We start from the raw sequence: 20,425 nt of genomic DNA, 5'->3' as shown, positions 1-20,425 counted from the left end.
GAATCCAGTAGAATATCTTCTCCTGTTTTCTTATTTTTCATCATAACGTTGAAATCTGTATCGTTTAATTTATCTACCCTAAATTCATGATTTTCTGCTATATTTGTATCTGTTTTAGGCGATACTTCCTGGGTTATTTTTTGATTTACACTATCCTTCTTTTCTAATGTCTCTGCAAAAATATCTCTGGGTGTAAACAATGCCCCAACAATTAATACAGATCCAAAGAAAAAACTTAAAATAAATTTATTCTTCATAATTTCCCTCCAACTTTTAAATTTCAAGTAAATTGCCATTTGATCGAAGTTTTTAAATAATTTTATTAAAGAACTTCTTCTCCGCTTGCAAATATACTTTTTTAGAATTCAAATTTCATTCTATTAATTCCCATATACCATTAAATCACCTCCTTTCAAATAGAGTACTTATTCTGTCTACCTTAAACACTCTTTTAGTTGCTCCTTAGCTATCTTTCGTTCATGGTCTTCACTAGTACCAAAGACAACCTTGAGGATATAAACTCTAAAACACATAGCTACGCTCCTCCATCTATATGCTTTCGTGTATACCAATCATCTTTTCTTTTAATGATTTGGACCTTATTGTGTTTATTAAGAGAGACTATAGATTTCTATATATAGGATTCTTTAAAAACTTTATTGAAAACTTTTTAATTGTATATTATTTCCTTATACAAATAAATAAATATAATAAGGATATGCAAAATTGCATATCCTTATTATCAATAGGAAAGTGACAATCCTGTTTGTAAGAAGTCTAGAAAAATAATTAACAAATTCGTTCTCGTATATTTAATTATTACCAATCTGCTATTTAAAACTTTCCCTTGAACACTCCTTTAGTTGTTCCATAGCAATCTTTCGCGCATGCTCCATTTATGAAACATCCTCTTTGAATCTATTATTTGAAATTATATTTTCACATAATCTCGTAATAGAAACCTCTTTTTACGATAAATTACTATCACTTTTTGAAAGGATAATATACCTTACATCCTCCCATCATTTTCTTACTGTACTACCAAAATAAAATGTCATACTTTCTTAGGATTCTAAAAATAGAATATAACATTTCATATAACATCCCTTAAAAAGAAGCCTCTTTTATAAGGATGACTTTCTTTAACCTTTTATTAAATTGAACTACCTTACGGAATGCCATACATTCTCTGATCCAATTCAAGATGCTTTACTACACTAAAAAACATAACGATAACGTCATTTATAAATACTTTTTTTACTATTTTCGTTACTTTACACAATTTAACGACTCCCACAATTAAAAAGAGCAAAGGTATTAAAAATAAGAGTTGCCCTATTTCCGGAGCAAATAATGTTACTGTGGACAAAGGACCAAATAATTTAGGGAATCCAATTAAAATAATTAACGGCAGCAACCAGTTACATCTTATGTATTCAGAATATGATATAACAAGATTCTCTTCCATCATTTTCTTCCTGTACTTTCTAATATAGATAAAAACGTTTATATCCTAGAAACCTCAAAAACATTAGGCTGTTATTTCTCTCTGTCGTTCAACATATTTCTACTACATATAATTAAATATTTTTTCAAAAACCACTTCATCAAAGAACATAGGTTCGTTTATAATAATAACAAGAACGAATGTTCTCGTTATTATTAGGAGGAGTTATAGTGTATGACTATTCAATTTTACCGAATAGAATCATTTTATGTGTTGATCTTCGTTGCTTTTATGCTTCTGTTAGTTGCATCAAAATGGGATTAGACCCACTTCATACAAAATTAGCTGTAGTCGGTGATGTGAATAGGAATGGGTCCATTGTTTTAGCCGCAACTCCACCTTTAAAAGCAATGGGAGTAAAGAAGTTGGCAAGGCTATACGAGATTCCTCGGCAAAAAGATATCCTTATTGTGAATCCAATTATGGGGAACCTATATTAAGTGCTCCAATTACATAACGAAGTTAGCTCTACAATATGTTCCTATTGAAGACTTTCATCAATACAGCATCGATGAATTTTTTATGGATATTACCGATAGCATCCATCTATTTGCCCGAAATCCAAATGAATTTGCATTACAGTTTAAACGTGAAATATATGAACACACACGAATTGAATGCACAATCGGGATTGCACCTAACCTATTGATGAGTAAGGTAGCTTTAGATATTGAAGCAAAGAAAAATAAAGACGGAGTCGCTTATTGGACATACGAAGATATACCTACAAAATTATGGAGCATACGGCCACTGAGTAAGTTTTGGGGTATTTCGCATAAAACAGAAACAAAATTAAATCAAAAAGGAATACATTCTATTGGAGATTTAGCTAATTATCCTCTTAAATATTTAAAACAAAGCTTCGGTGTGATTGGAGAAGAATTACACTTACATAGTAATGGGATTGATTTTAGTCGAATTTCAGAGAAATATGTTCCGGTTACAACTTCTATAGGAAAAAGCCAAATTTTAATGCGTGATTATACAATAGAAGAATTTCCAATTATCCTACTGGAACATACCGAAGAAGTTTGCTATCGATTAAGACAACAAAACAAACTTGCTCGAACCGTTCATTTCTCTGTTGGTTATAGCAAGGATAATGCAGGTGGCATTAGAAAAACACATAGTTTAAGCCGTCCTACAAATTTAACAATGGATATTTATCATATCTGTACATACTTTTTACATCAGCAATATACTGGTGAACCCATTCGTAGCATAAACATATCCTTAACAAACCTAATTCAAGAAGGGGAAGAACAAATTTCTCTTTTTGATGATGTCACAAAACGAGAACAAGAAGTGAAGTTGACAAAAGTAATGGATGAAATACGCACAAAGTTTGGGAAAAACAGTATTTTACGAGGGATTTCCTACACGCATAGCGCTACAGCTAGACACAGAAACACACTAATAGGAGGACATAAATCATGAGTAACGCCAATATGCCAAAAGGAAGAGGAATGGTCAAATGGTCTCCGTTCGCAGCAATGCCAGAACAATTCGCCGGAATACGTGAAATAATCAAAGAGAAAAATAAAATAGCACGTCCCATTTTAACCTCTGAAGAAAAAGAACTGATTGAGAACATGCTTTTATGTTCCTTATTATCCGAAGAAGAAATACTAATTACATATTATGAAGGCGGCTATTTACTTACTAACTATATGACCATCATTGATATAGATCCGTTAAATAGCGCTATCATATGTACGGATGCTTTCTATAATAAGTTGACACTACAATTTTCGGATATACTGGATGTAAAATAGAATAGATTTAAACGTTTGGATTGTTATAAAGGAGTGTATAAAATGCAAGGGAATCAGATAAGAAAGAATACAGCAAGAACAGTTATTCATAACAATATAAATAACTATCCCTATTTAAATATACCTATGATTATTAATGAGAATGATGGAATAACTTACGAGGTTTTAAGCACGGGTTTTCATAATAATGATGCAGTAGCAATAATAACAACGGACGGTTTCACTACAACTAGGGTAAATACACCAATCGTAACAGTAAAAAACGATGATAGTAGTATCCAAGTATTCCGTTTACCCTTAGAATTGGATTATTGGGTGCTTTCATGTATGCGTGATGCTTCAAGAGGAAAAAATCCATTCCCATGTAAAGTTGCTTTTGGAATCATTGATACTAAATGTCATGTGGAATTCAAGTAAAAAAGGAGTAAATTAATTTGTTCCTTTTATAATTTTGGGGACATTTATTTTTCTTAAGTTGATGGGCATGTAGCGTTATCCCTCACTATTAAATTTCAAATGCATGAAAATGAGAAAAAGTTTAAAATAATTTATATACAAATGAAATAATCCAGCGAGAGTATCAAACTGTATACAATTTACCTTTTCACACTAAAAAATGATACTAAGGTCATTGAAAGGCACCTCTGGGTGTCTTTTTCTTAATTCTAATCCGCGGTAACAAATTCATATTTTTTATATGAAAAGCGGAAAAAATATTTTATAATTCTATTTAGATTAATATTACGTTTTTAATATAAAACTTATAGAAAAATGGCGGTGATTGATTTTATGTTTAATATTTCAAAGGGTGCGATGATAGATACAATAAACAATATGATTTACAACATTGCTCTTTATGTCTTTGTATTTATTATTTGCATGTGGATTTTAGTATGTATTGTTCGATTATTTGTAAGGGGATTATCTAGAGTAATACCTATAACGTATACACCTTCGTTGCAATCTAAAGGAAATGGAAAAAGAAAACAAAATAAAAAAAGGAATGCGTCTTATAGAGTTCAATCAGTTGGAAAGAAAGCAAATACAAATAAAGTTGTAAATTCTGACTTGGATGATGAAGATGATTTTAACGACTATTATGACGACTATAGTTCCCCTAGCTATTATAGCTCTTCTAATAGTTCAAGTTCTGAAAGTTCATATAGTAACTCCAATTATAACAGCACTTCTAGTTACAAAAATGAAGATTCCTCTAGGTATGATAGTCCTTCTTATAATTCTAGTTATAATAGTAACTCAGATGAAAATGATTACCAATAAAATACTAACTTGCATGATAGTGCATAATCTATTTGTCATAGAAATGCACACATCCATGTATTCAAAATATATTAAATTGCAACAATCATTTTGGTTAGGAATCTTATGCTTAACATTAAACTTAAGATGGTTCCATACGGAGAAAGGCGCCTTTGGTGTCTTTTCTTTGTATGGATCAGTACCAAGCTTCTAATATATTACGTAAGAACTTGACGCTATTTTCAATGGCTCAAAAAATAGACAATGATTTTCACTTCCAACTTCACAAAACAATTTTCCCTTTTTGATTTGCTCTATTTGACGATGTTCATGAAAATTGAATCATTCTATCCACTAAACAAGAAATAATTCTCCAAGAGCTGAATATATCAATCAATAAAGCAATTTTTCATATAATTGATTTCTTGTTTCATCTAAACCTATATCCTTAGACTTCTACGCTTGAAGTATTCTTTACGGATAAAACATTCCTTCACTACTACATCAATTAAATCTATTCTTGCTGCAGTAGTTTTTCTAATTCATGAAGAAATGTATGAGTTTTCTCAACATCCTTTAAGATATCCTCTAGGTTCTCATTTGCTACAAAATCTCTAATAGAATGGTTAAAAACCATTAACCTACCATATCTATGCTCTATTTCTTTAAACCACACTTCTTTTTCCAAAAGCTTAAAATTTTTACGAATGACTTTTCCCCTTTTTGAAGGGATGAACATAAAGAGGCCTCCTAATACATCACCAATTACATCTCCCATGTGAAAACCTCCTTTTTCTCTATTTTAACATTTAGAAAAAACGATATATATTAGCATTTCCAATACACTTCAAATAAAGATTTGTTACCAATTAGAGTGAACGGTAGAACTTGCGTTATTGTTTTTTCTTATCTCGACAGAATACGACATCACCATTTACCTTAATTTGGTATAATCATCTGTGGAATTTTACAATTTTCAAAATGGAGGAATTAAACATGTTCAAAAAGTTGAGTACCATTGCATTAGGAAGTGCTTTAGCGATGAGTCTAGTTGCTTGTGATGATTCGTCAAACAAAGCTTCTACAGAAAAGAAAGATGAACCAAAACAAGAGGCTAAGAAAGAAGCAAAACAAGACCAAAAACAAGAAACGAAAAAGGACGATAAAAAGAAGATAACGGTTGCCGATGTGGATACTATTAAAACTGGTGATCCTGTAACTGGTGAAGGCGGAGATAAATACGAGGATCTAGTTGCTAAATATGGCGAACCTGACATCAAATCTGATTCTACAAGTAAAAATGTAAAAACGTATACTGCTAGTTGGAGTAAAAATGCAAAAGGTGGCACAGGAGCTAATTTCACCGTTAGTTTCATTGAAAAAGATGGTCAAAAATTAGCAGTAAGTAAAACTCAAATAGGGATGGAATAAATAAAATATTTTTAAAATCATCCCTAACACAAGGAATATAGATACTTATTTTACTCTCAAAGGCTGAAACATAAACATAACTGCATAACTACTGAAAACAAACATAAGAAAGACGTTCAAATCCATGTGGATAGAACGTCTTTTCACTTTACTTCATACATATATCAATTTTTCACTTATTCATTTTGCATTACAATTAAAAAATCGATAAATTCATCTTCATTTACAGGTTTACTGTAGTAATAGCCCTGAATTAGATAACATGCATTACGTTGTAACACTGTTAATTGTTCCTTCGTTTCTACCCCTTCTGCTATCACTTTCATGTTTAAAGTATGAGCAAGTGAAATAATGGTTTGTATAATTTCATCTCCATCAGTAGAAGTTCCGATCCTATTAACAAATTCTCTTGGAATTTTTAAAGTATCAATTGGATAAAGAGGCAGATACGCTAGTGAAGAATAACCTGTACCAAAATCGTCAATTGATAAATGTACACCATATGATTTTAATACTTTTAACTTTGATAAGGTTTCTTTTTCATCTACCATTGCTATTCGCTCTGTTAATTCCAAATCAATCGAATTAGCAGGTACTCCTATCTCTTCTATAGTAGATATCATTGTTTGAACAAAATCTTTCTGTTCAAACTCTATAGCTGATAAATTTATCCCGATCTTTAGATTTGAAAAGCCCATAGAATGCCATACTTTCAGTTGTCGACACGCTTTCTGTAACGTCCACTTCCCAATTGAAATAATCTGCGCCGTTTCTTCTGCGATAGGTATAAACTCAAAAGGAGAAATCAGCCCAAGCTCTGGATGTTGCCAGCGTATTAAAGCCTCTGCACCAATAACTTTACCTGCCTTACTATCAATTTGTGGTTGATACAATAAAAACAACTCATTATTTTCAATTGCATTTGGTAAATCCTGTTCTAATCGTAATCGACGAGTTACTTTTTGAGATAATGTCTCGTCATACATACAAACAGCATTGTTACCTTTTTCTTTTGCGCTATACATAGCGATATCAGCGTGTTGTAAAAGTGTAGTAGTATTTATTCCTCCAAATGGATACACTGCTATTCCTATACTAAGAGATAAGTAAAAACTATGCTGATTTACTACAAATGGTTCTTCAGTTATACGAAATAAAGTTTTACACAAATCCAATAGCTGTTGCTCTGTTTGGTTATGGACAATGATTGCAAACTCATCTCCACCTATTCTTGCTAGAGGAATAGTCGGTGACAGATATGTCCTAAAACGTTTGGCAACTTCTTTTAAAACTCTGTCACCAATCGAATGACCCAATGTATCATTAATGGTCTTAAAGCGATTTAAATCAATATACAGGAGCCCAAATTTATCCTGTGTTTTTTTCGCACGCTTAATGGATCTATCTAATTCTTGTTGGAAGAATATACGATTTCCAATCTCCGTCACCGTATCATGGAATGCAAGGTAATTTATCTCTTCCTGTTGTTGTTTCATCCTCGTTATGTCTTTTACCATTACATAACTCCCAAAAATTTGACCTTCTATCATAATAGGAACTATAGTGACATACCAAAAGAGCATGTCCTTCTCATTGTTATTTTTCACACGTAACTGTAACGAAGATGAACTACATCGTTTCCCTTTCTTTATAGCTGCTTCCAATTCAGATTTATCTTCATCTAAAAAAATAGAGAAGCACTCTTTCCCTATTAATGCAGTACTTTCTTTTCCTAATAACATACTTCCAGCCTGGTTTATATTTAATACGATACCGTTTGAATCAATCGTTAAAATAGGATCCGGATGATACTCATATAATGACTTAAATCTCTCTTGATTTTTTACCAAATCATTAGATTTATTTATTAAATCCCTTGTTCTCTGAGATACTGTTTGTTCTAATTGATTATTAAACACTTTTAATGTTTTAGTTAACTCTTTGTTTTGCATTCGTACGATTGTATGACGAATCAGTACAAATACAAAAGCAATACAATTTCCCGTAATCAATGTAGCTGAAGAAGTTTGCTCTTTCAAAGTAAAGCCAATTAAGACTGCAACTGCAAGATAAGGGAATATACCAAGAAGTTTCTCTCCAAATGTCGGATTAATAATAAAATAATTTCTTTTAGAAGAAGCATCCTTTGGAATTGTAGCAGCAATAGCGATAAATAATAGTAAAACTCTATACAAACACCTTAAAAATATAACTGAACGCTCTGACAAATCATCCTGTAAGTAGAAATACAAGTAGTCCGTAATAGCCAATCCAGTTAATACTAGAATAAAAATAAACAATTTAATTTTTGCATTGAAAATAGCAGGTCGAAAGATTAGTGTAACTCCAAGTAATAGAAGTAATAAATCTATAATTGGAAAAATAAATGAGAGAAAAACATCTCCAATTGATAAGAATAAGATATTTGCAGATGGTTTATTAAATAGGTACCACTCTAATGTAAAAATGGCAGTAACAACAATGCATAAATCACAAATTAAATATGCTTTCTCCCATTTATTACATTCCATCATAATTTTATAAAAGAACGCAAAGAGAAAGAAGAACAAGAAAAATAACAAAAATACATCAGAGATATTAAAATTTTGTATTGGTAATTCTACATTAAGTACTTGAAAAGCAGATATGAAATTCCCTATCAAGAAACACCCTATCGCAATAGTAATACAAACCCAGAATACTCCTAACTTAATTCTTCTGGATAATATAGAATACAGTAATGAGATAAATACAGTAGTTTCAACAACTAAAGATGATAGCCGGATATTAAAATCTGATACAAAATAAAGATTCGGAAAAACAAATAAAAATATAACACAAAAACTTATATAAGCTATTAAAGCCAATAGCAATACATAAAATTGCACATATGCATGTTTACGCAATGGACTCACCTTCTTGAGTTTTTTCTATACTTTTATTAAAAAGGTCTTGATAGTGGCACAACTCCTACTAATTAAAATGTGTGCAACCTATTATGTATATTATGACCTTTTTAAAAGATTTCTTTCTACATACAACAGTCTTGTTAACTTTTTGTAGATGTTTACAATTATCAATACTGAGGATTCTAAAAAGGATAAGCTGAAAAATGTAGTTTTTTAAGTATTTGCGCATCGTAAATTTGGCGGGTACAACTTATTTACTCTTTACATATGAGATAGAATCTAATCCTCTATTGAATTATAGTTAGTTGCTATCTGTCACACTTAAAAAGGAATGAAAATATACTATCTTTAAAATAGAAATTCAAATTAGTTTACGAAACTACCTGTAACTATTATAGTTACACGAAAAGTTGATGTCAATTTCATATCCTCCCTTTTAACGGACAAAAGACATGACCAATTGAAAAAAAATGTGATGTTTATAAAAAGGGCGGTAAAGTTTTATCTCCTTACTCAAAAAATTATAAATGACCTAGGATTAGATAAAGATGAAGCTGATATTGCATCTCCCTAAAAAGAATGTTACTCTAAAAGTAGAATTATGAAAGGAATGATGGATGAATAATGATTAACTAATTTATATTTTAAGTTGAATTTTATAACTTCAAACTACAAAATATAGGGTTAGTCTATCCATTTTTTAAATTCAGTTCATACTTTATTTGTCATGATTCAAATGATTAATAAGTACTTATTAAGTATAAACGAAAGACTAATCCTTCCGATTACAATTGGGGGATTTTTTTATTCCCGTTTATGTTAGTTGGAACTTATTAATTGTTAAATGTACCTAACAAATAAAGGAGCGAGAATAATGAGTACTTCAGACACTATTGTTACACATGTAATGCTCTATATAAGTCGTTAATATCCATCAAACTTATATAGAGCAATTAAAAACTGGATGGATGTTCCGACTTTATATGAAACGTTTCGATATATAAAGGAGGAATTATTATGTCAATGATAAAAGTCCAAGATTTAACTTTTTCATACCCAGGTAGCTTTGATAATATTTTTGAAAGTGTAAACTTCCAAATAGATACGGATTGGAAGCTAGGATTTATCGGTAGAAACGGACGAGGTAAAACGACATTCTTTAATTTATTGTTAGGGAATTATGAGTATGGTGGGAAAATCCTTGCTTCGGTAGAATTCAATTACTTCCCCTACTCTGTTGCAGATAGGAACAAATTCACTCATGAAATCCTTGAAGAAATTTGTCCCCAAGCAGAAGATTGGGAATTTCTGCGTGAGATATCCTATTTAAATGTTGATGCTGAGGTCATGTACAGACCATTTAAAACATTATCAAATGGGGAACAAACAAAGGTGTTGCTTGCTGCACTGTTTTTAAATGAGGGTCAATTTCTATTAATTGATGAACCAACAAATCACTTAGATACTGATGCACGAAAGATAGTCTCTGATTATCTAAGGAAGAAAAAAGGATTTATTTTAATTTCACATGACAGAATCTTTTTAGATGGATGCGTTGACCATATCCTATCTATAAATAGAGCAAATATTGAAGTTCAAAGTGGTAACTATTCTTCTTGGAAGTTAAATTTTGATAGACAGCAAGAGCACGAAGAGACTACAAATGAGCGTCTACAAAAAGACATAGGGAGATTAAAACAGTCTTCCAAGCGTTCAGCAAGTTGGTCTCATGATGTGGAAGCTTCAAAAAATGGAACGAGGAATTCAGGCTCTAAGTTGGATAAGGGGTTTGTAGGACATAAAGCAGCCAAGATGATGAAAAGAGCAAAAAACCTTGAATCAAGACAACAAAAAGCTATTGAAGAAAAGTCAAAATTACTAAAAAATGTGGAGAAAACTGAGTCATTAAAATTGGAACAATTACAATTTAAATCAAATGAATTGATTACTTTGGTTGATGTGTCCGTTAAGTACGATGACCAAATTGTGAATGAGTCGATTAGCTTCATAGTCGAGCAAGGTGACCGAATTGTACTTGATGGAACGAATGGGAGCGGAAAAAGTAGTATCCTAAAACTAATTCTAGGACATCCGATACAGCATACAGGCTTAGTTATTTTAGGTACAGGACTCATCATTTCCTATGTCCAACAAGATACTTCTCATTTGAAGGGATCACTATCAGACTTTATTGAACAGCACAAGATTGATGAGACCTTATTTAAATCCATCCTACGTAAGATGGACTTTGACCGAATTCAATTTGAGAAAGATATATCTCATTATTCTGGTGGCCAAAAGAAAAAACTACTTATCGCTAAAAGCTTATGTGAAAAAGCTCATATATATATATGGGACGAACCACTAAATTTTATAGATATCTATTCCCGTATGCAGATCGAAGAGCTTATTCAACAATTTAATCCCACAATGGTTATTGTTGAGCATGATAAAGCATTTCAACAAACAGTTGCAACAAAAACTATATCTATGTAGCTCAAAACGAATACTTGAAAATATAATCAGCAAATTGAGTCATTGAATTATAAAAACTTTAATGACGTGTTGAAAAAAGCCTAATTTCTCTACAATACATTGAGAAATTAGGCTTTAAATAGTAATAATAAAATTCATATACACTGAATAATTTACACGTTAGGTTTATCTGTTAATGCAGTAACAATCCTGTTCACTAAGTCTTCCGGCATCCATTCATGATTTGTATCATTCGTTTCATTTGGTCCTAAAGAATCAATAAACTTTTTAAACTTTGGAAATAAAACAATAGAAGTGATCCAATGTATCGTATGATTTATGGAGAAGAAATGAAAAACTCCTTGCTTTTCACCCTCCTGTAATATTTCTTTTAACTGTTCAAAATTACCTATGAAATACGGTTTAATCTTTTCTAATCGTGCACTTTCCTTAATAATCTCCTCATATGCCAATGATCCAATTTCAGGGTTCTCTTTTATATGTGTAGTAAAAACCGTTAAATATTCTCTAAGGGCATCGATAGGATCAAATTGATTCTTCTCAAGAAAATTGGGTAGCTCATTAGCAAGGCCATATTTCTTAAATACCTCATAATATAGGTTTTCTTTCCCATTAAAATAGTAAGAAGCCATAGCAACATTCACTTTCGCTTCTTTTGCAATTTCTTGTATGCTCGTACCTTCGTAGCCACGCTCTCCAAATTTTTTCTTAGCAGCCTTTAAGATATTTTCCATCGTCTGCTCTCGAGATTTCCCCATTTCACACACCTCAAATAGTATATATTTCACTTCAAAAACCCAATAAGGACTTTGAATAGAGTATCTTTTTAATGAAATTTAATTATATATTTAAAGTGGTAACTTAACAACCGATGAGGTTCTGATTACTTTAAACAATATCCCCTTGCGTAGCATCAATAGCTTTCAACTACTTTACGCTCTTTTCTAATCGAGTGAAAGTCTGGACAAAAAACATCTAATGTTATCTTAACTTCGTGTGCAAACAAAAAAATAATAAGGACCAGACCTTATCTATAAAATAAATAAGATCTGATCCTTTCGTTACATTATACAAATTTAAAATAAACTAGCGCACTCGTATCTTGATGAAATAATTATCCATCAATCGTCCATCATTTTCTGACTAAATCTGTTTAATCTCGATATAAGGTCCTTTAATGTTTAATTTGTTAATATCATTAGATATATTGCCTACAGTTGATTTTTCATTAAAAGTATAGACCTTTTCACCATTTACAAAGATACCCCAATTTTTATCTTCGTAACTGATACCATAACCAGCATTGCTAGACGTAGCTTTGAGTTGATTTCCATTCATTGAAAGAGATAATTTTCCTTTTCCTTTGTTAAGTTTATCATTCACGCTGTTGATACTATTCATTTGTTCTTCAAGGGCTTTTTGGTTATCAAGAGTAACTTGATGGTTTTTCCAGTCTAATTTATAGTGGTTCGTAAAGAATTCATTATATGTATCTTTATTATTTGTTCCCCACCATTTTGAACTTACCCATTCGATATTGTACTGATCTGAAATTCTACGATTTGTTATTTTTAAATCTGAAGTAGTTTCTGTTTTATCAGCAGTAATAACCGCTACTACGTTTGGAGAAAAACCATATCCTGTTAAAGCTGGTACTGTATCTTTTGAAACAAAATTATTCGTTCCTTCATTATAACTACGTGATTTCATAAATAGTTGATTACCATAGAAAGTATTGAATGAATCACGATTATAAATCCCCCACTCTGGGAAGTTAAATGATTGGAATCCTACTTTCCAATTTAATTTTTTATCTGTGTGAGTCTCTAATACCGTTTTATAATCTACTTGATCATAAGATACACTTTCTTTCCAAGCAAAGCTACCTGTGATACTTGCATCGGCATTTGGCCCTTTATCATTTACTCCTACTTTAACACTTCCACCAAGTGTATACCCTACCTCCGAAGTGACCTTTGCTGAAGTCATTGTATTAACTGGGGCAGCTTTATGGAATTGAGCACTATCACCACTTGTTATTTCTGCTTCAGTATGATAGGCTGATGGCCATTTTAAACCTGCGTTATAGTATCCGCTATTAATTGTATATTTAGCATCTATATTACTACCATCAGTGGTAACAATTGCAATCTTTTTATCTGCGTAAGGATCCTCAATAAAAGAAACCTTTATTGAATTTTTGATATTTTGCTTCATGTCATAAGTAGTTTTAAAACTATTATAGACCTTCCCACCATTTTGAAGATTTTCTACAGTTCCTTTAGAATCTGCAAATGCAGATGTTGCTTGTAAACCAAATGATCCAGACATAATAACGGACGCTACCGCAACGCATTTAGCTATTTCTTTTGCTTTTTTCATACAGACAGCCACTCCTTCTTAAACATTTAAAAGATATAAATATATTATTTCTAGTTCACAAAAATAGAGATAGATTCATAGCCATACAATATAGAAATTCATTAACTTTTATGACACTAACTAAAAACACATATTTCACTAATCTTCCTCTCACTATTATTGATAACTATTATCAACATTATTAAAACATAAAATAACGATTTAAACAACAATTTTAAATGCAAATTTAAAATTGTTGTTTAAAAAACTACAAAAAAAATTCTAGAATTCTTCATTTCGAGAATTACTATATTTTCAATTACTTATTACAGCCTATATTCAGATACATTATTTCCTTTCCATTCATAATAATCTAAAATTCCTTCATAAATGGCTTCTGCTGCAATTTGTCTGCCATTTTCCGTAGATAATTTACTGTAATCAATACCATTATCTATAAACGCCAGTTCCGTCAACACAGCTGGCATGTCATTTTCTCTTATAACATGAAGGTCTCCATGTTTAACTCCTCTGTCTCGTGTTTGAAGTGCCTCTACTAAACGTGTTTGAATCTTTTCCGCTAAAACACGACTTTCTTCCACATGAGGATTTGTTTTTTCAGATTTAGAAGATTTATAGTAATATGTTTCTGTCCCTTTTGCATTACCATTAAAAGCATTTGCATGTACGCTTATAAAGATATCACCCCGATTTTTCTTAGCAAATTTAACACGTTCCTGTAAAGAACTTTTTTGATCATGTCCTGGTCTATTATCAGATTGACGAGTTAATAAAACTGTAAATGGTGTATGCTTTTCAAGTAATTGTTGTAGACGTAAAGAAGTGTCTAGTACAATCTTACTTTCAGGTAATCCCTTTGTGGATTTCCCAGGATCTTCGCCACCATGTCCAGGATCAATAATGATTGTTTTGCTTTCTAATGGGTTTTTTGAACGATGTTGCATCATATCTGTTTTTGCAGTAAGTTGAGCAGCTTCAGCACGTGTTATAAATCTATTTGGTTGCCAACCGTCCTCAGTACCATTGGAAATTTTCAAACCGATTAAAATATTGGCATATTTTTCTCCCCAATGCCCTTTTAAATCTTCAAATTTAACCGGCTCATTATGATTTGGTGTGCTTTGTAGTTTATATGCATTTACTAGCATCGTAGCCATAGCAGCGCGAGTTACTTTTCCAGATGGATTGAAGATTCCATTACCCTCACCTTTAACAATACCAGCTTTTTCAGCGGCAGCAATATACGGAGTCGCCCAGTGGTTTTGTGAATCTGTAAATGATGGTTTTGCATTAGAATCAATTTGTAGACCTAAAACTTTTGTCATAATTTTTGTAGCCGAAGCTCTGTCTAATGAGTCATTTGAACCGAAAGTTCCGTCTGGATAGCCATTCAATACCTGTTTATCAACTAAATAATTAACGGATTTGTCCGCCCATGCAGGAACATCTGGGAACTTATGAGTATTTGCAAATGTATTAGATGAGTAGGATAATAGACTTCCAGCAAGAATTCCTGTAGCAATTAATTTGTATTTCAAAATGTAACACCTCTATCAAGTTATTACAATTTGGTAAATATATCATTTATAATTAATCTTTAAATAATACGACCTTGAATAAAGAATAGATTAAGTTCTTCGCATTACTATATAGCAGATAATAAATTTAAAATCGAACTATTACTCCAAAAATAATCCTCGGACATACACTTATAGATAGAGATTATTAAATATAATTACCAACATTGTGTAACCAGTATAGTTACTTATATATATGAGTGTCAATTAAAATAACCTTACACTTTTGTAAGATAATCACCTTAATAGTAAACCAAGTAATTACTAAATAATATAAATAGTTACTACATATAATAAAATAACAATCTTAAATTTTGAACAAAGACTAATTATTTTGATAGAAAAACAACTTAGAACAACCACATTTTTAACAATGCTTTTGAATCCTATTTTACTCTATAATTCTCTGTTATATCCCAACGTGAATGCTCCTATAATATAGTCAATTGCTGCAATGAATACTACAACTTATAATCTTGTATTCCCTCAAAAAACATCTCTAGAAGCCACCTAAAGTAGCCTTTATTAATACACCCACACAATCCATCTTTTCACTCCCTTAAGACATCCTCAAATTTTACAAGGAATGAAAAAAGAAGAGGGATACCTTCCCTCTTCACCAAAAAAATTTAAAAACACCTTAATTTATATCCCCTGCCCTTTACAATCTCACGTCTATTGATAGCCAGTTTAATTCTTTAATTCTATTTTCGTAGATCCATATATTCTGCTAAAGTCTGCTTTTGTTTATATATAGTTCTTAACAGAAAGACTGTATATCCTTCTATTTGTTTGACATCATTAAAATGCTCACAAATATAAATAAATTCTATTCCTACATATAGATAAAAAATCTAAAAATTTATATGATAAGATAAGAAGTGTAGCATATTATTATTGAAGGGTCTTGGTATAATGCTGGGCATTAATGGAAAAAAACAAATGAAGAGTTAATTATTTCATGGCAATTGGCGGACATTACAATTCCATTACGTGATGTGATTGAGGTTACCGAAGATGCTACCTATGCTGGTGTTGAAGAAGTAGATGTAATACGTATTGGAACAGCTTATGGGACAACAGACCGTATTTTAATTAAAACCGTAAAACAAAATTATGCATTATTTACTACAAATAAAGTTGCTATTTTAAATGCCATTCACGCTTAAAATATAGGAGTCTTCTTGGCTAAAAGGATAAAAATAAGCACATCTTGTTATAAAAACAGATGTGCTTATTTTTTAATTTCTATGCATTTTTACGTTTTAAGAAAATCACTCCACCAACTATTAACAGTAATGCTCCTGCAGCTATAGAGATCCAACTTGTAAGATTAGTACCTGTTTGCGGTAACCAGCCAATTTTAGATTGAATTTCTTTCTCAGATTGTGGTTGTTCTTTTACTTGCTCGTTAGGTTGCTCTGATGTTGGAGTATTTTTATCTGAATTTGGCTGTTCTGGTTTAGCTTGTTCCGGCTTTACCTCTTTAAATTTCACTGTTTGTCCCTTATCTTCAATTTCAGCGTGAATAGCTACTAATATATTATCTTGATACAGTTCTTCAAATACTACTACTTCTTTACCTTGTAATGCAGAAGCATTAAATGTGAAATCTAGTTTGATAGAACCATTCTTCTCTTTAGCAGTAAACTTTGATTCTACTGTTACTTCTTTACCATCAACTAATAATGGCTTGTTTGTTGCTTTATCCATTAGTTTACCTTTTACAACATACTCTTTACCTACAATTAAGTCTTTGTATTCCACTTTATCTTGGATTGTTACTGATTTAGAAGCGTCTAACTCTTTAGAACCATCAGCTTTGTTTGTAGCTGTCGTTTTTACTGATGGCTTAACGAACTTAACTGTTTGACCTTTATCATTGATATCAGCATGTGTCGTAACAACCTTTCCTTCTTTTAATAACTCTTCGAATACTACTACTTCTTTTTCTTCTAAACCAGTTGCATCAAAATTGAAATCTAGTGTAATAGAACCATTTGCTTCTTTTGGTGTAAACTTCGTTTCAGCTGTTACCTCTTTACCATTTACAACTAATGGTTTATTAGTCTCTTTATCCATTAATTTCCCTTTTAAAGTGTACTCTTTACCTACTTGTAGATCTTTGTATTCCACTTTATCTTGGATTGTTACAGACTTAGACGTGTGCATTTCTTTTGTACCATCTGTTTTATCAGTAGCTGTTGTTTTTATTGAAGGAATCTTTTCATCTTTGACAATGTGTTTAATGATTTGACCGTTCTCTTTAATTTCAAAAGAGAACGTTTCTTCATTTAATACATAGCCTGTTGGTGCAATAGTTTCTTTATATGTGTATTTTCCAAATGGTAATTTTTCGAATTTAGCGATTCCTTTATCGTCTGTTTTTCCTTTTACTACTTCTTTTCCTGCTTCGTTATAAATCGTAAATTCTGCATTTGGAAGCTTGTTATTTCCATCAGCCACATCTACCTTTGTAATTTCTAGATCACCTTTGATAAGATGATTAACTGCCAATAACTCAATAATCTTTCCATGTTCCTTTATTTCGAACATAATTGGTTCTTTAACAAGAACGTAACCATTTGGAGAAGCCTTTTCTTCAAATGAATATTTACCATACGCTAAATCTTTGACGTTAATCTCACCATTTTTATCTGTCTTATATTCCCCAACTACTTTTCCACTTGCATCTTTTAGCTCGAATGCTGCACCTTCTAATTTTTTACTAATATCTTCATTATCTACTTTTAGTAATTTTACACTACCTTTCACTTCGGTATTTTCCACTGTAAAAGTAAGTGTTTTATTGTGCTCTTTAATTTCAAAAGGATACTTTGTTTTATTTCCAATATATCCATTAGGTGTTTTTGTCTCTAAGAAATAATATTTACCATACGTAAGACCTTCAACGTTTGCAATTCCATTTTCTTTTGTTACTACTTTTTTCACTTCTTTTCCATCTTCAGTGAAGACTGTGAATTCAACGTTTGGTAAAATCTTTCCTGAATCACTAAGCTTTTTAATTTCGATGTTACCTTTTACTTTGTTATTTACTATTTGGACAGCTCCTGTTTCTCCTGTCTTAACTTCAATAGTTTGTGGTTTATCATCTGAAACATAGCCTGTTGGTGCTTTAATTTCTTTTAATTTGTAAGTACCAATTGGTAAGTTGTTTAATTCTGCCATACCATCAGCACCAGTCGTGATTTTTCCGACTGATTCATTATTTACATTAAAGACCTCAAATACTGCACCAGCTAAAACTTCTCCATTTTCTCCAACCTTTTTAATTTTTAAAGAACCAGCTGCTTCCCAATTTACTGCAAGATCACTACTAAGCTTTTCTTCATTTCTCTCTAATAGTACTGTAGCATTCTGAACAGTATCCGTACCACGGTAAGCAATTGCTTGAACTTTAGTTAAATTAGCAGCAACACTTAAATTAAATTCACCCGTTTTTGTATTCTTAGGAATTTGGATACGAAATTTTTCTCCAACTGAAAGCTGATCTTTCACTTCTCCATTTTCACTAACAATTCTAACTCCATTAGGTGCATTTTTCGCTACTACCTTATAAGAACCACCCTTAGCATTTGTTTGTACTGAATATAGATTTGTTTCGAAGAATTCACCCTTTAATTCTGCTTTTTGCTTTTCAGCAGGAATCACATTCATAAAAACATCTTGAGTCTCTTCACTATTATTAGCATTACTAATAATAGCCTTAGCTGCTTTTTCAACATTTTTATTCTCATGTTTTAATTCATTTACATCGAGTTGACCTAATGCATTCCAAACCGCAAGTTGCGTTGCATAATGCGCTTCATTTTTATTAGCTACTCCCAGCTGTTCAGCACTTTTTTGCGGGAAACCATTTAATAAGACTCTATATACTACATTATCTGTTTTCCCCATTTCAGGAAGATCTTCACCATTTGGTGATTTTAATCCAAGGGTTAAGCAATAAGCAATTTGACCACTTGAATTTTTAATCATTTCAGTGCGAATGTACTTACCTAGACTATTACTATAACTCCAGTCCATTGAATATTTCTCATGCGTCATAACCTCTGCACTAGCCCTAGGTAAAAATACATTAAGGAATAATGCCAGTACTGATAATAATGTAAAAACTCTTATAATGACTCTCTTACCCAATTTTGTAACCTCCCTAGAATAAATTAATCCGAGTATATATCGCAATATCTAAAACATTCACGATCGACCCATTTATCATTATAAAACAATAAATTACAAATATTAAATAATTTTAATAAAATAGTCAAAAAATTTACACATTTTATTATTTATCAAGTTTTTTAACGAATTTACTATATACAAATTCTAAAACACGCCTACAATTTAAAAGACAAATATGTATGTTAAATATATAAATAGCAATTCCTTTACTCCAGTTATTAAGCTTTCCCCTATTAAAAATATCCTCTTCATTTTCTTGTTAACCTGAGTAACTTATACACCTCTTCTAATCTATTACACTCCTCCATTTAAATATAAAGGTGACTTCTCGTTCAAAGAATAAAATGAAACTTTAATCCTCCCGATTCCTATCTAACTTCTTTGCTTTCATAGAATTTTTGGGCGGGAGTCTTACTGCCCCCAAAATAGCGGGATACATTATGCAATATTGCATTTGATAATCATTTTCAATGTAACTATAATGATTACAGGATTACTGTTAATCCAATATTCTACATGGAGGTTTTATTATGTTTAAAAAAATTATTGTATCTTCTATGGCGCTTACTATGTTCGGTGGAGCTGCAACTATGCTAGAGGCACCTACTGCTCAAGCAGCTTCTTATAACTCAACGTCATCCTCTTACTTTGATGTCACTCCTGAAGAGGCCGTGGCTTTCTATCAATCTCAAGACTATAAAAAATTAAAAGTATTTTTGGATGACTTTGAAGCAAGAAACCCTTATACTCCAGGTGGAGGCTACGCTCAAGGGAGTGTACGTATGCAAAAATTCAACGATGCTCTTAGAGATGCCAAATTAACAAATGTCTACCAAGAATTTATTAGAATCTCATACTACAATCATTATCCAGAACCAAAATAAT

14 protein-coding genes and 3 pseudogenes are annotated in these 20,425 nt (G+C 31.5%); 8 read left to right on the top strand and 9 right to left on the bottom strand.

Features of this window, described 5'->3' with window-relative positions:
• Positions 1-257: hypothetical protein (locus ACS2QP_RS14125; RefSeq protein WP_438882531.1), on the bottom strand; the 257-nt coding region annotated here is incomplete at its 3' end.
• A gap of 911 nt (positions 258-1,168) precedes the next feature.
• Complete coding sequence (locus ACS2QP_RS14120; protein ID WP_332284407.1) at positions 1,169-1,468, bottom strand: hypothetical protein; 300 nt, start codon at positions 1,466-1,468, stop codon at positions 1,169-1,171.
• 209 nt (positions 1,469-1,677) lie between these two features.
• Between ACS2QP_RS14120 and ACS2QP_RS14115 the strand changes: the two are divergent.
• The 4 genes and pseudogenes from ACS2QP_RS14115 (at position 1,678) to ACS2QP_RS14100 (ending at position 4,563) form a co-directional block, all read left to right on the top strand.
• Positions 1,678-2,944: pseudogene (locus ACS2QP_RS14115) on the top strand (Y-family DNA polymerase).
• Complete coding sequence (locus tag ACS2QP_RS14110) at positions 2,941-3,282, top strand: YolD-like family protein (RefSeq protein WP_000063577.1); 342 nt, start codon at positions 2,941-2,943, stop codon at positions 3,280-3,282. Before ACS2QP_RS14115 ends, ACS2QP_RS14110 begins: the two are co-directional and overlap by 4 nt.
• Positions 3,283-3,324: 42 nt before the next feature.
• Positions 3,325-3,699, top strand: a complete 375-nt coding sequence (locus ACS2QP_RS14105) for a hypothetical protein (protein ID WP_098529668.1) — start codon at positions 3,325-3,327, stop codon at positions 3,697-3,699.
• 354 nt (positions 3,700-4,053) lie between these two features.
• The gene (locus tag ACS2QP_RS14100) at positions 4,054-4,563 is read left to right on the top strand and encodes a hypothetical protein (protein WP_438882530.1); all 510 of its coding nucleotides are present in this window, start codon (positions 4,054-4,056) and stop codon (positions 4,561-4,563) included.
• Positions 4,564-5,056: 493 nt separating this feature from the next.
• On the opposite strand, the gene ACS2QP_RS14095 is transcribed toward ACS2QP_RS14100, so the two are convergent.
• Complete coding sequence (locus ACS2QP_RS14095; RefSeq protein WP_098529664.1) at positions 5,057-5,320, bottom strand: hypothetical protein; 264 nt, start codon at positions 5,318-5,320, stop codon at positions 5,057-5,059.
• A 218-nt stretch (positions 5,321-5,538) separates the two neighbouring features.
• On the opposite strand from ACS2QP_RS14095, the gene ACS2QP_RS14090 reads away from it, so the two are divergent.
• The gene (locus tag ACS2QP_RS14090) at positions 5,539-5,973 is read left to right on the top strand and encodes a hypothetical protein (RefSeq protein ID WP_000473787.1); all 435 of its coding nucleotides are present in this window, start codon (positions 5,539-5,541) and stop codon (positions 5,971-5,973) included.
• Between the two features lie 176 nt (positions 5,974-6,149).
• Here ACS2QP_RS14090 and ACS2QP_RS14085 read toward each other — a convergent pair whose 3' ends face one another.
• The gene (locus tag ACS2QP_RS14085; protein ID WP_438882529.1) at positions 6,150-8,879 is read right to left on the bottom strand and encodes an EAL domain-containing protein; all 2,730 of its coding nucleotides are present in this window, start codon (positions 8,877-8,879) and stop codon (positions 6,150-6,152) included.
• A 1,020-nt stretch (positions 8,880-9,899) separates the two neighbouring features.
• Here ACS2QP_RS14085 and ACS2QP_RS14080 point away from each other — a divergent pair.
• Positions 9,900-11,378, top strand: coding sequence for an Lsa family ABC-F type ribosomal protection protein (locus tag ACS2QP_RS14080; protein WP_071731273.1), 1,479 nt, complete (start codon positions 9,900-9,902; stop codon positions 11,376-11,378).
• Between the two features lie 152 nt (positions 11,379-11,530).
• Here the strand turns inward: ACS2QP_RS14080 and hlyIIR are convergent, their stop codons facing one another.
• From hlyIIR to ACS2QP_RS14065, 3 genes are all read right to left on the bottom strand, one after another.
• On the bottom strand, positions 11,531-12,136 hold the full coding sequence (hlyIIR, locus tag ACS2QP_RS14075) for a hemolysin II regulator HlyIIR (RefSeq protein ID WP_153581195.1): 606 nt from the start codon (positions 12,134-12,136) through the stop codon (positions 11,531-11,533).
• 385 nt (positions 12,137-12,521) lie between these two features.
• Positions 12,522-13,760 (bottom strand): hemolysin II HlyII, encoded by a 1,239-nt coding sequence (hlyII, locus tag ACS2QP_RS14070; RefSeq protein ID WP_000709367.1) that lies wholly within the window; start codon positions 13,758-13,760, stop codon positions 12,522-12,524.
• A 305-nt stretch (positions 13,761-14,065) separates the two neighbouring features.
• Positions 14,066-15,298 carry an N-acetylmuramoyl-L-alanine amidase gene (locus tag ACS2QP_RS14065; protein ID WP_332284410.1) on the bottom strand — a complete coding sequence of 411 codons (1,233 nt, stop codon included), beginning with the start codon at positions 15,296-15,298 and terminating at the stop codon, positions 14,066-14,068.
• Between the two features lie 954 nt (positions 15,299-16,252).
• On the opposite strand from ACS2QP_RS14065, the pseudogene ACS2QP_RS14060 reads away from it, so the two are divergent.
• Positions 16,253-16,506: pseudogene (locus ACS2QP_RS14060) on the top strand (SunI/YnzG family protein).
• A gap of 79 nt (positions 16,507-16,585) precedes the next feature.
• Here ACS2QP_RS14060 and ACS2QP_RS14055 read toward each other — a convergent pair.
• Complete coding sequence (locus tag ACS2QP_RS14055; RefSeq protein WP_438882532.1) at positions 16,586-16,699, bottom strand: LPXTG cell wall anchor domain-containing protein; 114 nt, start codon at positions 16,697-16,699, stop codon at positions 16,586-16,588.
• Positions 16,700-16,729: 30 nt separating this feature from the next.
• Positions 16,730-19,498 (bottom strand): annotated as a pseudogene (locus tag ACS2QP_RS14050) (VaFE repeat-containing surface-anchored protein); the annotation flags it as partial.
• Positions 19,499-20,070: 572 nt separating this feature from the next.
• Here ACS2QP_RS14050 and ACS2QP_RS14045 point away from each other — a divergent pair.
• Positions 20,071-20,424: a hypothetical protein gene (locus tag ACS2QP_RS14045; RefSeq protein ID WP_000473483.1), complete on the top strand. Its 354-nt coding sequence runs from the start codon at positions 20,071-20,073 to the stop codon at positions 20,422-20,424.
• Position 20,425 lies beyond the last annotated feature (1 nt).

The organism is Bacillus cereus group sp. Bce019 (assembly GCF_051781745.1).
Lineage (GTDB): Bacteria > Bacillota > Bacilli > Bacillales > Bacillaceae_G > Bacillus_A > Bacillus_A cereus.
The sequence above is the reverse complement of the archived record's forward strand: the minus strand, read 5'-3'. Positions and strand labels throughout refer to the sequence as shown.